Origin of the sequence: Rhizobium indicum (assembly GCF_005862305.2) — a bacterium.
Taxonomy (GTDB): domain Bacteria; phylum Pseudomonadota; class Alphaproteobacteria; order Rhizobiales; family Rhizobiaceae; genus Rhizobium; species Rhizobium indicum.
Map to the genome: position 1 here is coordinate 283,746 of NZ_CP054022.1, position 14,756 is coordinate 298,501.

12 protein-coding genes are annotated in these 14,756 nt (G+C 61.5%); 6 read left to right on the top strand and 6 right to left on the bottom strand.

All coding sequences use genetic code 11. The features are described 5' to 3' along the window. Nucleotide 1 precedes the first annotated feature (1 nt). The 5 genes from FFM53_RS25745 to FFM53_RS25765 all read left to right on the top strand — a co-directional run bounded on the left by FFM53_RS25745 (nucleotide 2) and on the right by FFM53_RS25765 (nucleotide 6,463). Complete coding sequence (locus FFM53_RS25745) at nucleotides 2–1,054, top strand: ABC transporter permease (RefSeq protein ID WP_138388934.1); 1,053 nt, start codon at nucleotides 2–4, stop codon at nucleotides 1,052–1,054. 112 nt (nucleotides 1,055–1,166) lie between these two features. Continuing rightward, nucleotides 1,167–2,114, top strand: coding sequence for a D-ribose ABC transporter substrate-binding protein (locus tag FFM53_RS25750; protein WP_003550839.1), 948 nt, complete (start codon nucleotides 1,167–1,169; stop codon nucleotides 2,112–2,114). 149 nt (nucleotides 2,115–2,263) lie between these two features. After that, the gene (locus tag FFM53_RS25755) at nucleotides 2,264–3,106 is read left to right on the top strand and encodes a DeoR/GlpR family DNA-binding transcription regulator (protein ID WP_138332981.1); all 843 of its coding nucleotides are present in this window, start codon (nucleotides 2,264–2,266) and stop codon (nucleotides 3,104–3,106) included. 38 nt (nucleotides 3,107–3,144) lie between these two features. Then, entirely contained in the window at nucleotides 3,145–4,674 is a 1,530-nt protein-coding gene (locus tag FFM53_RS25760) for an FGGY-family carbohydrate kinase (protein WP_138388933.1), read from the top strand. A gap of 43 nt (nucleotides 4,675–4,717) precedes the next feature. After that, nucleotides 4,718–6,463: a glycerol-3-phosphate dehydrogenase/oxidase gene (locus FFM53_RS25765; RefSeq protein ID WP_138388932.1), complete on the top strand. Its 1,746-nt coding sequence runs from the start codon at nucleotides 4,718–4,720 to the stop codon at nucleotides 6,461–6,463. A gap of 6 nt (nucleotides 6,464–6,469) precedes the next feature. On the opposite strand, the gene fba is transcribed toward FFM53_RS25765, so the two are convergent. From fba to FFM53_RS25795, 6 genes are all read right to left on the bottom strand, one after another. Further along, complete coding sequence (fba, locus tag FFM53_RS25770; RefSeq protein ID WP_018245682.1) at nucleotides 6,470–7,534, bottom strand: class II fructose-bisphosphate aldolase; 1,065 nt, start codon at nucleotides 7,532–7,534, stop codon at nucleotides 6,470–6,472. A gap of 379 nt (nucleotides 7,535–7,913) precedes the next feature. Beyond that, complete coding sequence (locus FFM53_RS25775; protein ID WP_138388931.1) at nucleotides 7,914–8,762, bottom strand: sugar phosphate isomerase/epimerase family protein; 849 nt, start codon at nucleotides 8,760–8,762, stop codon at nucleotides 7,914–7,916. Nucleotides 8,763–8,773: 11 nt separating this feature from the next. Continuing rightward, nucleotides 8,774–9,760 (bottom strand): ABC transporter permease, encoded by a 987-nt coding sequence (locus FFM53_RS25780; protein ID WP_138388930.1) that lies wholly within the window; start codon nucleotides 9,758–9,760, stop codon nucleotides 8,774–8,776. After that, the gene (locus FFM53_RS25785; RefSeq protein ID WP_138388929.1) at nucleotides 9,760–10,788 is read right to left on the bottom strand and encodes an ABC transporter permease; all 1,029 of its coding nucleotides are present in this window, start codon (nucleotides 10,786–10,788) and stop codon (nucleotides 9,760–9,762) included. Before FFM53_RS25785 ends, FFM53_RS25780 begins: the two co-directional genes overlap by 1 nt. Further along, nucleotides 10,781–12,295: a sugar ABC transporter ATP-binding protein gene (locus tag FFM53_RS25790; protein WP_138388928.1), complete on the bottom strand. Its 1,515-nt coding sequence runs from the start codon at nucleotides 12,293–12,295 to the stop codon at nucleotides 10,781–10,783. The genes FFM53_RS25785 and FFM53_RS25790 overlap by 8 nt, the downstream gene beginning before the upstream one ends. A 126-nt stretch (nucleotides 12,296–12,421) precedes the next feature. Continuing rightward, entirely contained in the window at nucleotides 12,422–13,405 is a 984-nt protein-coding gene (locus tag FFM53_RS25795) for an autoinducer 2 ABC transporter substrate-binding protein (RefSeq protein ID WP_138332968.1), read from the bottom strand. Between the two features lie 245 nt (nucleotides 13,406–13,650). Here FFM53_RS25795 and FFM53_RS25800 point away from each other — a divergent pair, with 245 nt between their 5' ends. Next, nucleotides 13,651–14,709, top strand: coding sequence for a LacI family DNA-binding transcriptional regulator (locus FFM53_RS25800; protein ID WP_138332966.1), 1,059 nt, complete (start codon nucleotides 13,651–13,653; stop codon nucleotides 14,707–14,709). Nucleotides 14,710–14,756 lie beyond the last annotated feature (47 nt).

Consider the following 14,756-nt stretch of genomic DNA (forward strand, 5'->3'; position numbering starts at 1 on the left):
TATGTCAGTCACGAACATCACCGAAAAGAAATCAGTTTCCAGTGGGCAGAAGCGCAATACCAATATCGTGCGTCTCATTCTGGAGGGCCGGGCCTTCTTCGCGCTGATCGTCATCATCGCGGTCTTCTCGTTCCTGTCGCCCTATTACTTCACCCTGAACAACTTCCTGATCATGGCGTCGCACGTCGCGATCTTCGGCATTCTGGCGATCGGCATGCTGCTCGTCATCCTGAATGGCGGCATCGATCTGTCGGTCGGCTCGACGCTTGGGCTTGCAGGCTGCATCGCCGGTTTCCTGATGCAGGGCGTCACGCTCACTTATTTCGGCGTCATCCTCTATCCGCCGGTCTGGGCCGTCGTCGTCATCACATGTGCGCTCGGTGCGCTGGTCGGTGCGGTCAATGGCGTGCTGATCGCCTATCTCAAGGTGCCGGCCTTCGTCGCCTCGCTCGGCGTGCTCTACGTGGCCCGCGGTATCGCGCTCTTGATGACCAACGGCCTGACCTACAACAATCTTGGTGGCCGTCCGGAACTCGGCAATACCGGCTTCGACTGGCTCGGCTTCAACCGGCTCGCAGGCATTCCGATCGGCGTCATCGTGCTTGCGGTTCTCGCGATCATTTGCGGCATCGTGCTGAGCCGCACCGCCTTCGGCCGCTGGCTCTACGCCTCAGGCGGTAACGAGCGAGCCGCCGACCTCTCCGGCGTCCCGGTCAAGCGCGTGAAGATCATCGTCTATGTGCTTTCGGGCGTCTGCGCTGCGATTGCCGGCCTGGTCCTCTCCTCGCAGCTGACCTCAGCCGGTCCGACGGCAGGCACAACCTACGAACTGACGGCGATCGCAGCCGTGGTCATCGGCGGTGCGGCGCTGACCGGCGGCCGCGGGACGGTCCGCGGCACCATGCTCGGCGCCTTCGTTATCGGCTTCCTTTCGGACGGCCTCGTGATCATCGGCGTCTCGGCCTACTGGCAGACCGTATTCACCGGCGCTGTGATCGTTCTCGCCGTCCTCATGAACAGCATCCAATACGGCCGCCGGGTCAAATCGTCCTGACGGCTGCGACCGAAACTTATCCACGACGGCAGGCTGGACTCCAGGAAAGCCGATTGGGGAAAGCAACGCCGGATCACCGGCAATAACTGAGCTCACGAATGGGAGAGAGACTATGTTTAAGAAAGGCATGCGCATACTTCTGGCCGCCGCGGCCGTAGCACCGCTTCTTGCAAGCTCGGCTTGGGCAGCGGGCATGATGACGATCATCGTCAACGATCCGTCGAATCCATACTGGCTGACGGAAGGCAATGTCGCAAAGGCAACCGCCGAAAAGCTGGGCTACACGGCCTCGGTCAACGCCCACAAGGGTGACACCAATACCGAAAGCAACCTGATCGACACGGCGATCACCAACAAGTCGGTGGCGATCATCCTCGACCCGGCAAACGCCGACGGTTCCGTCGGTGCGGTCAAGAAGGCCGTTGCTGCCGGCATCCCGGTCATCCTCGTCAATGCCGAAATCAACCAGGAAGGCCTGGCCAAGGCGCAGCTTGTTTCCAACAACGCACAGGGTGCCGCCCTCGGCGCGCAACAATGGGTCGAAGCGATCGGCGACAAGGGCAACTATGCCGAACTCTTCGGCGCTCCGTCCGACAACAACGCGGCAACGCGGTCGAATGGCTACGAGACTGTCCTTTCGCAGTATCCGGATCTGAAGAAGGTCGCCAAGGAAGTTGCCAACTGGGACCGCACCCAGGGCCACAACAAGATGCAGTCCATGCTGCAGGCCAACCCGGATATCGTCGGCGTCATCTCGGGCAATGACGAAATGGCGCTCGGTGCGATCGCCGCGCTCAAGGAAGCCGGCAAGCTCGCCAATGTGAAGGTCGGCGGCTTCGACGGTTCGCCGGATGCCGTTGCCGCCATCAAGGCGGGCGAACTCCAATACACCGTCCTCCAACCGGTTGCCGTCTTCTCCGAAGAAGCCGTCAAGCAGGCCGACAACCTGATCAAGACGGGTAACACCGGCGCCAAGAGCGAAAAACAGCTCTTCGATTGCCTGTTGATCACCAAGGACAACATCGACAAGTACACCGGCCCGTTCGTTCTGGCGCAGTAAACGGTAAAGGGCGCTCGCAAGAGCGCCCTCATTTTCATGCTGGAAGCGATGGTCTGCGGTTCAATCCGCGGTTGCGCTTCGCCTTTTTGCCTTGGCGCGGCAATCACTGTACGAAGCTGGGATCCATAATTCAGCGACAGGGGTGACCCGTGACACAGAAGACCAGCCGGGACGACGATCTGTTGGACCAGCTCACCAGCGACAGCCGGCAGACGCGCCAGATCGCGCGCCGCCGCATGATTGCAGAGGCCGTGATGGGTGAAGGCTCGATGCGGATTGAAGACCTGACGGACCGCTTTGGGATCAGCCTGATGACGGCTCACCGCGATGTCGATGAACTCGTCAGCCGCGGCCTCTTCAGGAAGACGCGCGGTATCGTCACTGCGGCGGCGACCAATCTCATCGAATCCAGCGACGTCTACCGCTCGAACCGTCAGTCAACCGAAAAGAAGCTGATCGCCGAGGCGGCAATGCAATTCGTCGAACCGGGGCAGGCAATTTTTTTCGACGACTCGACCACGGTTCTTCAGATGGCGGCACATTTGCCTTCGAAGGCGCCGGTCACCGCAATTACCAATTCCCTGACCCTGATGAATGCGCTGACGGGCCTGCACGACGTGACGCTACTCGCCCTCGGCGGCCAGTATTACAATTGGTGCAATGCCTTCATGGGTCGCATGACCATCAACGAGATCAAGGCTCTCAGGGCCGATGTCGCGTTCATCTCGATGTCGGCGATCAGCGAGGGCACGGTGCTGCACCAGTCTCCTGAGACAGTCGATACCAAGCGCGCCATGTTCGATTGTTCCGTAAAACGCATCCTGCTTGCCGATCATACCAAGTTCGAACGGCGTGCGCTCCACAGTTTCGCAGCACTGGATGAGTTCGACGTCGTCATAGTCGACGACAAGACCCAGCCGGTGCACATCGACCGCATGCGGTCCAGAGATATCAACGTGGTCATCGCCAAGGGCGCCGGAGGGCGCTCCTGACGGCGCCGGCCCGTTGCTCCTCGTGAGGTAAATTTAAAATGCCGACACTGCTCGGGATCGATAGTGGTTTGACAGTCACCAAGGCGGTCATCTTCGATATCGACGGCACGCCGCTTGCAGCCGCGCGTCGCCGTGTCACGCAGTTCATTCCGAAGGCCCGCCATATCGAGCGCGACATGGATGAATTGTGGAACGCGACGGCCGATGCCATCCGCGAAGCGATTTCACTCAGCGGACGGCCGGCAAGCGACATAGAGGGCATTGCCGCTACCGCGCATGGAGACGGCATCTACCTGCTCGATCACACCCAAAAGCCGCTCGGCCGGGCCATTCTCTCGCTGGACAGCCGGGCAGGGGCAATCGTCGACCGGTGGATGGAGAGCGATGTCGCCGACCTGGCGATCGAACTGACGGGGCAGATCCCGCATGTCTCCGCGCCATCGGCATTGCTTGCCTGGATCCGCGAAGTGGAGCCTGAGCGCTACAAGCGCATTGGCCATTTCTGCAGCTGCAAGGACTGGCTGCGGTTCTGCCTGACCGGGATCATCGGTACGGACCGCACCGAAGCCAGCACCTCCTTCACCAATGTCAAAACGCAGAACTACAGTGAAGATGCCCTGCGGCTGTTTGGCTTGCAGGATCTCGTCCACGCCCTGCCGCCAGCCTCGCGCTCCGACCAGATCGTCGGACGCGTGACCCGTGAAGCCGCGCAACAGACGGGCCTTGCCGAAGGAACGCCTGTCGTTGCCGGTCTGCACGACGTCACGGCCTCGGCGCTCGGGGCAGGGGGCTATGCCAAAGGCGTTGTCGCGGTCATTGCCGGGACCTATTCGATCAACGAGACGCTTTCGTCGGAACCGCGTGTCGACCGGCGCTGGTTCTGCCGCAACGGGATTGCACCCGGCATCTGGAACAGCATGTCGATCTCCCCGGCATCGACAGCGAATTATGACTGGTTTCTGGACACGCTCTGCGCTGCCGAACGGAAGAATGGCGACGTGCAAGGTAACTCGATCCACGCCCTGCTGGCGCCCGAGATCGCGGCCGCCTTCGAGCGCCCCTCGACCGCGCTCTTCCATCCCTATCTGTTCGGCTCGCCTTATGGCGCGACGGCGAGCGCCGGCTTCTTCGGGCTCGGTGGATGGCACGACCGCGGTGACATGCTGCGCGCCGTGCTAGAGGGTATCGCTTTCAATCATCGCATCCATGTCGACGCGCTTCGCGACGGCTTTGCCTTCGATCAGGCGCGGCTCGCCGGTGGCGTCTCGCGCAATCCTGCCGTCGTGCAGATGTTTGCCGATGTGCTTGGCATGCCGGTCACGGTAACAGAGACGGATGAGGCGGCCGCCTGGGGTGCTGCGCTTTGTGCCGGGTCGGGCGCCGGTATCTTCGCCGATCCGCAGAGCGATCCGCGCGACACCGCTTCCATCGCGAAGACTTTCCGGCCGGATGCGGCGCGCAGCACGGATTATGAAAAGCGTTACCAGGTGTTCCGCGACATTGCCGACGTGATGATCCCCCTTTGGCCGAAGATTTCCGCGCTTGCGCCGGAGCACCCGGCAAACTGAAAAGACAGATGCCTGCTGCGGCGGGCGATTTAGGACGACGAGCATGACCCCCGATTTGCAGCAGCGCTTCTCGAACCTCGGCGAGAACGATATCGACGTTTTGATCATCGGGGCGGGCATCAACGGCGCCGGCCTGTTCCGCGACCTCTCGCTACAGGGTGTCAACTGCCTGATCGTCGACAAGGCCGACTTTGGCTCCGGCACAAGCGCCGCACCATCGCGGCTCATTCACGGCGGCCTGAAATATCTGGAAACGGGCGAGTTCGGACTGGTTGCGCAGTCGACGCTTGAGCGCAACCTCCTGCTCAAGAATGCGCCGCATTGCGTCGAACCACTGCCGACCTTCATTCCGGTCTTTTCCTGGACGCGCGGCATCTGGGCAGCGATCCGGACGCTCTTCGGGTCGAAGACGGCGCCACGCAGCCGTGGCGCGGTTCTCATCAAGATCGGGCTTCGGCTCTACGACTTTTTCGGTTCGCGCGACCAGGTCATGCCGCGCCACCGGCTGATTCTGAAGAAACAGGCGCGCAAGGAGATGCCGCATATTACCCCCGCCATCGTCGCCGGCGGCATCTATTACGATGCCAAGATCAGCAGGCCGGAGCGGCTCGTCTATGAGCTCGTGAGCGATGGTCTCGATGCGAATGCGGGGAGCCTCGCGGCAAATTTCGCGACACTGGCTGCCGTTTCAGACGGGCGTTTGACCTTCCGCCAGCCCGATGGCCACGATGTCACCGTTGCTCCCAAGCTGGTCGTCAATGCGGCAGGTCCTTGGATCGATCAGGTCAACACTTTGCTCGGCGCTCCATCGCACCTGATCGGCGGCACCAAGGGTTCCCATATCCTGCTCGACCATCCCGAATTGGTGCGAAGCCTCAACGGCCACATGATCTATTTCGAGGCCGACGACGGCCGCATCTGCCTGGTCTACGACTATCTCGGGCTGGCACTGGTCGGGTCGACCGACATTCCGGCAGGTGATCCGGACAATGTCTCCTGCGAGGAGCCGGAAACGGAGTATTTCCTCGAAAGCATCCGCTCGCTGCTGCCAACCCTTCGCTTCGATCGTGATCAGATCGTTTACAGCTATAGCGGCATCCGCCCGCTGCCGGCATCGGATGCGACCGCGCCGGGGCTGATCAGCCGCGACCACTCCGCGCCGGTGAAGGAACCCGAGGACGGCAGACCTTTTCCGGTCATTTCGCTGGTCGGAGGCAAGTGGACGACGTTCCGCGGCTTTGCGGAAGAGGTCGCCGACACCGTTCTCTCCCGGCTGCAACGCCGCCGCAGCCAGTCGACACGCTATCTGGCGATCGGCGGCGGCAAGGCCTTTCCGGCGGATGCTAAGCAGCGTAACGCCTGGATCAGCGATGCCGCGGCGCGCAGCGGCATTGGCGCCGAACGTGCCGACGAACTGCTCGGCCGATACGGCACGACGGCTGTGGCCCTGCTTTCCTCCCCTTCAAGCTATTCCGACGAACAGCGCCTGACGGGTGCTGCACGTTACAGTCTCCGGGAGATCGACTGGATCGCCCGGAACGAGCTCGTCGTCCACCTGTCGGACATCGTGATGCGTCGCACGACGCTTGCGATCGAGGGTCGGTTGACGCTCGCAGGCTTGCGGGAAATCGCCGGCGTTGCCGAGGCGGCGCTCGGCTGGAGTGGCGAACGAACGACCAGCGAAATCCAGGGGGTTGTCAGCCAGCTGAGCCGTTTCCACGGCCAAACGCTGACGGGCAAGCCTGCCGCCGCCGAGCCGGAAAAGGCACCCCGCCCGGCGTTGGGCTAGAGCGTTTCAGGAGAAAGCCGGATCGAGGGAACCGGACTTGTAACGCTTCGCCATTTCCGAAACGGGAAGGGGCGTGATGCGGCCGGCCATGCCGGCAGTGCCGAACTGTTCGAAGCGCTCCTTGCAGAGCTTGGTCAGCGCCGTCATTGCCGGCTTCAGATATTTGCGCGGGTCGAACTCGCTTGGGTCCTCCTGCAGCACGCGGCGGATCTGACCGGTCATCGCCATTCTGCCATCGGTGTCGATGTTGACCTTACGCACGCCGTTCTTGATGCCGCGCTGGATTTCCTCGACCGGCACTCCCCATGTCGGCTTCATCTGGCCGCCATATTTGTTGATGATCTCCTGCAGCTCGATCGGGACCGAGGACGAGCCATGCATGACGAGATGCGTGTTCGGGAGCTTACGGTGAATTTCTTCGATGACATTCATCGCCAGCACCGAACCGTCCGGCTTGCGGGTGAACTTGTAGGCGCCATGCGATGTGCCCATCGCGATGGCGAGCGCATCGACCTTGGTTTCGCGCACGAACTTCACGGCCTCGTCCGGATCGGTCAGCAACTGGTCATGCGAAAGCTTGCCCTCGGCGCCGTGGCCGTCCTCGGCCTCGCCCATGCCGGTCTCCAGAGAACCGAGAACGCCGAGTTCGCCTTCCACCGAGATGCCGCCGAAATGCGCCATATCAGTCACCATTTTGGTGACGCCGACATTATAGGCCCAGTCGGCGGGCGTCTTGGCATCCGCCTTCAATGAACCGTCCATCATCACCGAGGTGAAGCCCGCCTGGATCGCCGTCATGCAGTTTGAGGGATCGTTGCCGTGATCGAGATGCACACAGACCGGAATATGCGGATAGATTTCAACGACGGCATCCATCATGTGCTTCAGCATGATGTCATTGGCATAGGCGCGGGCTCCGCGCGACGCCTGCATGATAACCGGCGCCTGACACGCGTCGGCGGCCTCCATGATGGCGAGCGCCTGCTCCATGTTGTTGATGTTGAAAGCTGGAACGCCGTAGCCTTCCTCCGCAGCATGGTCGAGCAGTTGCCTCAGCGTAATGCGTGCCATCCAAGATTCCCCCATATCGATGGTCGAACGAAATGCCGCCATCTCCTCGAAACTAGAGCCCGGGCGCGAGCCGTTCAAGCCTCTTATTTTAATAGGCAAAATGGCATAGGAGGAGGAATGTAACAAGCAATAATAACAATATCACAACGAGTGTGATATTTCCTGACAGTCATTTCGCCTGCCCGAGGCAAATGATATTCAGGGGATGTGCTGAAGAGGCGGGCCGCCGACACGGTCCTCTGCCAGCGATGGCGAGATCTCTTCAGCCAAACACCCCATCTGAACGCTACGGTTGCGGCTTGTGACCAATGGCAGACGGCCAGCATCAGCCTCGATCTAAAGCTGATGCAACCGAATGGGCGACATCCGGCAACTGGGGTCAGATGAGACCGTATTGTTCCGCCTTGTTGCGCAGGAATGGCAGCCCCTTGTCCATGACCTCTTCCATATCGCGTGCGACGGGGCGCCACACGGCCAGGCCATAGGCGACCTCGGGCGGCATATTGATGAAGCTCTCCATCGCAAGTCCGCCCTTGAAGCCGATTGCGGCGAGCGCGGCGTAGATCGCATCCCATGGAATATTGCCGTAGCCCGGCGTGCCACGGTCGCTTTCGGAAAGATGGATGTATTTGAGGTGGTCGCGGCTGATCAGGATGCCGTTTGCCGCACCCTTCTCCTCGATATTCATATGGTAGGTGTCGAGGTGAACGAAGACGTTTTCCGCGCCGACACGCTCCACCATGTCGACGGCCTGCTGCGCCGAGTTGATCAGGTGGTTCTCATAGCGGTTCACGGCCTCGACGCCGAGTTGGATGCTGTACTTCCTAGCATGTTTTGCTGCTGCGTCGAGCACCTTGGCGATGTTGTCGTATTCGCCTTGCGTCGGTGGCAGGCCGGTGCGCTCGCCAATGCCACCGAAGATGACTCCGGAGAGCGCCTCGGCGTTCATTTCCGCAGTCTTTTCGATCGCAACCTTCAGGTGCTCGATCGCCGCATCCGGGCGGACGGAGGCCCAGGCGTGCTCCGGCAGGCCGAGCGAGCAGACGGCGCGCAGCTTGTTCTTTTCAAGCAGGTCGCGGGTGTGTTTGGCATCGACGGCCGGCGCGTTGAGCAACGCGATCTCGATGAAATCCATCTTGTAGTGCACGGCTCCGGCAATCGCCTTGTCGGCGCCTGCGCGATCCCAGTTCATGGTCCACATGCTGGTGTGAACGCCGAAACCTTCCATGGTCGTATCTCCTATTTCACGATTTTGATGAACTTGGCCGAGAGCCAGCGCAGCACCATCACGACGATGAGCAGGATGCCCCAGACGGCGGTGGTGAGGTGCTGGTTGGCGCCGAGCAGGTTGAGCCCCGAAGAGAGAAGCTGCAGCACGATGAGCGCCACGAAGACGGGCAGGACGCGGCCGAAGCCGCCGAAGGGATTGATGCCGCCGAGGAAGCAGGCGAGCACGGTGATCAGCAGATAGGATTCGCCGTGGCCGACGCGCACCGAATTGAACCGCGCAAGCATAATAATGCCGGCAACAGCAGCCATCACCCCGGAAAGCATATAGACCAGCACCAGGACCTTGCGGGTGTTGAGGCCGGAATACCGGGCAGACTCGATATTGGAGCCGATCATATAGGTGGAAAAGCCGAGCTTGGAGCGCGAGAGCAGGATGTGGCTGGCGATCACGCAGGCGATCAGGATCAACAAAGGGACCGGGATGCCGAGAATGCTGCCGTGGCCGATCGGAGCGATGAAGGTGGGAAAGCCCGAGATATCGCCGCCACGCGTCAGGAATTCGCCGAGGCCGCGCAGGAAGATCATCATCGACAGCGAAACGAGGATCGGATGGGCGCGGGTAAAGGCGATGACCAGGCCCATGACCAGGCCGCTTGCCGCGCCGACGGCGAGCGCCAGAGCCGAACCGAGCAAAAAGGCGCCCGGGCCGGCATCGATGCCGCCATTTGCCTGCAGCGTCCAGGCGAGCGTCAGGCCGGCGATGTTGGCGGTGAAGGTGATTGCAAGGTTGAGGCCGCCGGTGAGGATCGGCATCAGCATGGCAAGCGTCAGGACGCCAAGCTCGGGAAGCTGAAAGGCGACCGAGCCGAAGGTCGCGCCTGTCAGGAAATGCGGCGAAGCGAAACCGAAGACGACAAGCACCACCGCCAGCGCGGCGAGGGGACCGGCCATGTCGGCCCCGAAGATGGCGTTGAAGCGGGCGGCGGGCGCGTTCATCAGCTCTCTCCCCTGTCTGCAGGCCTGTCACCGGTCGATTTGCGGGTCGCAAACACCGGCACCAGATTGCCGATGCGGGCGCTCGACAAGGTGATCGCAACGAGGATGATTGCGCCGACGATCATCTTGAAGGCGAAGGGCGAGACGCCCATCAGGTTGAGGCCGTTCTGGGTGATCGAGACGAGTAGCACGCCCAGCACGCAACCAAGCACGGAGCCCTTGCCGCCGCCCAGCCGCGCCCCACCGAGCACCACCGCGGCCAGGACATCGAGCTCGCGCCCATAAAGGGCGTTCGGCACGACCTCCTGCGCATAATGCGCCTGCATGAGCCCGGCGATGCCTGCCATCAACCCAAGCCAGCCGAAGGCGATGAACTGCATGGCGCCGATATTGATGCCGAAGCGGCGCGCGCCTTCCGGATTGTCGCCGAAGGCATAGAGCTGCCGGCCGGTCGTCGTGCGGGTAATGAAGAACCAGGTGGCGAGCGCGCAGACGGCCATGACGACAACCGGCAAGGTGATCTCAGCCCAGCTCCCATCGGCCATTTCGCGCTCGTAGATGATGACGCGGCTCGTCAGCCAGTCGGGCAGATTGTAGATCGACACCCCCTTGGTGAAAAACATCAGCAAGCCGAAATAGACGTTGAAGGTCGCGATCGTCGCGACGATCGAGATGATGCGGAAGCGGTGGATCAGGAAGGCGTTGATCATGCCGAGCACGATGCCGATGCAGGCCGCAATCAGGAGACCGGATACCCATCCGCCGCCGCCGATCCTCTCGAGCGCAAGTGCAGTGACATATTGCACGATCGAGGCTGCGACGGCGAAGGAGATGTCGATCCCGCCTGATATCAGCACCACGAGCAGGCCGACGGCAAAGATGATGTTGACCGCGCTGATATTGAGCAGGTCGAACCCATTGCCGAGCGTGAAGAAACGGTCGGTCGTAAAAGCCAGGACAATACTCATCGCGATGATGACGGCAAACAGCACAAATTCCGTCGTATGGGACAGGAACAGCTTACGCATAGACCGCCGCCTCCAGGTCCTTCAGTGTGGTCGCGCGGGGATCGTGCCAGCCGGCGATGCGGCCCTTTTCCATATGGATGATCCGGTCGGCGTTGAAATAGATCTCCGGCACCTCGTCCGAGATGAGGATGATCGCAAGCCCCGCCTCGGCGAGGCGGGCAACGATTTCGAAGATGCCGGCGCGCGCGCCGACATCGACGCCGACCGTGGGCGCATCGAGGATCAACACTTTTGGATCGGTGGCGAGCCATTTGGCGATCGCGACGCGCTGCTGGTTGCCGCCCGAAAGCGTCGAGATCGCATCGTCCTGCTTGCCGATCCTGATGCCGAGATCGGCGATCCAGCGCGCGACCAGCGAGCGCTTCTTTTCCGGCGAAATGAGCCGGCCACTCAGGATACGGTTGAGCGAAGCCATGACCAGATTGTCGGCGATGGATTGCGGTTGGTTGAGACCAAGCGAAAGGCGGTCTTCGGAGAGATAAGCGACGCCTGATGTGATCGCCTCGCGGTTGGAGGCAAAGCGCACCGGCTTTCCCTCCAGCACGATCGTTCCGGCGGCGGGCCGGCGCATGCCGAACAGCGTCAGCGCAAGTTCGGTGCGCCCGGAGCCGAGCAGGCCGGTGATCCCGAGCGTCTCCCCACGGCGCAGATCGAAGGAGATATCCTCGAACTCGCCGAGCCGGGAAAGCTTGCTGACGGAGAGCAGGACCGGGTTCTGCGATACGTCGCGGGCTCGAACGTTCTGGTCGAAGGTGCGTCCGGTCATCAGCTCGGTGATCTTAGACTGGGTCATGCCCTCCACCGGATAAACCCCGACCAGTGCGCCATCGCGCAGCACGGTGATGCGAGAGGAGATTTCCAGCACTTCCGCAAGACGATGGCTGACGAAAACCACGGCAACGCCCGAGGCCGACAGCGTGCGCACGATCGCCAGCAGATGATCGGTCTCCGACTGGGTGAGGGATGCGGTCGGCTCGTCCATGAAGACGACCCGGGCCTCTCCGACCAGCGCGCGGGCAATGGCGACGATCTGGCGCTGGGCGATGGCGAAGTCCTTGAGGGGTCTGTCGACGTCGAGGGTGATGCCGAGCCGGGCGAGCGCTTCCTCGGCTATCCCGCGGATCGCGGCATAATTGACGAAGCGCGGGCGCGAACCGGAAAGGGTCTGGAAGGCGATATTCTCAGCCACGCTCATTTCCGGAAAGAGCGCGAGGTCCTGCCAGATGATCTGGATGCCGCGGGACTGGGCCATGGCAGGCGTCATGTGGGATATCGTCTCACCGTCGAAGACGATCTCAGCGCCGTCTGCAGGCCGATAGACGCCTGATATCACCTTGATCAACGTGCTCTTGCCGGATCCATTCTCGCCGGCCAGACAATGTACTTCGCCGGGCAAGACTTCGAAGGAGACGTTTTTGAGCGCCTTCACACCGCCGAATGTCATGTCGATGCCGCGAAGCGAAAGAAGCGGCTGGGCCTTCACACCATCATCCGTTGCCGTGCTCATGCCGGTTGCCTGTCCAGTCGAATGCCATGAAAGATCAATGGTCCGGCCATCGCCGGATACCGCTCTCTTTCCCGAACGCCGGGCCGGTCGACATGGACCAGCCCGACACCCGGGGAGGGGGCCTCTTCAGAGGCCCATTGCGGCCAGGTCGTCGACCGTATCCTTGTTGATCGGCAGCAGTTGATCGACGATGATGTCGTTACCAACAGGCTTGATCACGCCGAGACCCGGAATGTCATCACCTTCCTTGACGCTCTCGCCCTTGATCAGGCGATCGGCGAGTGTGACGAAGACTTCGCCGGCCTGCTTCGGATTCCACATGAAGCCGCCCGATATCGCATCGGACTTGATCAGCTTCTGGCCCTGGCCGGGCGAGAACGGGCCGAGCACGAAAATTTTGCCCGTCTTGCGGCGTTCCTCGATGGCGCGCCCAGCGCCGATCGGACCCTGGCTGCCGAAGGCGAGGAAGCCGCTCAGATCCGGATGCGCGGCAATGAGATCGAGCGCCGTCGAGCGGCTCTTGTCGACGTCCTCCGCCACGCCGTAGCGCTCGCCGACGAGCTTCATGTCCGGGTAATTTGCCTTGATATAGGCGATTGCGGCATCCGCCCAGGCGTTGTGGAGCGGCACGGTCAGCGAGCCGACGAAGACGGCATATTCGCCCTTGCCACCCATTTTCTCGGCGAGCAGCTTGCCATGCGCTTCACCGAAGCCGGTGGCCGATGCGAGTTCGAAATTCCAGTCGGCGCCCTTCTGCGAGGGTGATTCATGCGTAATGACCTTGATGCCGGCGGCTTGAGCCTTGGTGAGCACGGGCTCGAGCACCTTGGCATCGTTCGGAACCACACCAATGACTTTGACGCCTTGGGCAATCAGATCCTCGATGGCGCGCACCTGCAGCGCCGGATCGGCGCTAGTCGGGCCGATCATGAAGGCATCGACGCCTAATTTCTGGCCCTGTTCCTTGATCCCGGCTTCCATCGCGTTGAACCAGGGAATGCCGCCGATCTTGACGACAACGCCGACCTTCGGCGCGTCCTGCGCAAACGCGACCACCGCCCCGGCAAGCGACAGCGATGCGGCAAATGCCGCTACGATAAGGCTCCTCATCCTCACTCCTCCTCAAAGGTCGCTCATACGAACGACGACCACCGGCCGGTTTGCGGCAGGTTGTTCCTGGTTGCTTCTTGGCGAGGGAATACCCTTGCCTCCCATCTCGCCTCCTCCGGCGAACCATCTTTGCACAATCGATCTTTCTTTTTTGCACAATCGATGGTGCAATGACTATCGATCAAGGCAGGGCTTTCGTCAAGAGGGGTTTGTTTCTAAGGGAAGCGACAAAGGAAAGGCGAGATATGACCGACATCGGCAAGAAGAAGGCGACGATCTACGATCTCTCGATGCTATCGGGTGCGTCGCCTTCGACCGTGAGCGCCGTGCTGAACGGGAGCTGGCGGAAGCGGCGTATCAAGGAGGCGACGGCGCAGCTTATTCAGAACCTGGCAAACGAGCACGGCTATACGGCAAACCTGCAGGCCCGTGGCCTGCGTTCGTCCCGCTCAGGTCTTGTTGGTCTTCTGCTGCCGGTGCACGACAACCGCTATTTCTCCTCCATGGCGCAGTCTTTCGAAGCACAGGTCAGAAGCCGCGGCCAGTGCCCCCTCGTCGTCAGTGCCTGTCGCGATCCGGAAGAGGAGCGCAAGGTCGTCGAGACACTGATCTCCTATTCGATCGACGAGCTTTTCATCGCTGGCGCAACCGATCCGGATGGCGTGCACAGGGTCTGCGAAAAGGCAGGACTGAAGCACGTCAACATCGATCTGCCCGGTACACTGGCGCCGTCGGTCATCAGCGACAATCATGAAGGTGCGCGCATGCTGACACAGGCGATCATCGAACGCGCGCAGGAGGATGGACCGCTTTCACCTGACGATCTGTACCTGTTCGGCGGCCGCAACGACCATGCCAGCCATGAGCGAATTCGCGGTTTCCGCGACGTAAAGCGCGCATTGCTGGGCGCGGATCCGGACATCTGCATCCAGCCGACGGGCTATTCCCCGGCCATGACGGCGCGTGCCTTCGAAGCCTTCTACGAAGGCCACGGAAAGCTGCCGCGCGCATTCTTCGTCAATTCCTCGATCAACCTCGAAGGGCTGATGCGTTTCCTCGCCCTGCATCCGCACGAGACCTTCGCCGATATCATCGTCGGCTGCTATGACTACGATCCCTTCGGCTCTTTCCTGCCTTTCCCCGTCTTCATGATCCGGCAGGACAGCGAAACGATGATTACAAAGGGGTTTGCGATCCTCGATGCGGACCGCCGCCCGCCAATCACGCATCTGGTGCGGCCGACACTCGTGCCACCACGCACGGCGCTGATCGGCCCGCTCGATGCGCTGAAAGATATCGAGTAAGGCGTCCTGCCGCATTGGGGAGGCGGGGCAGACGGAGCAGCAAACTT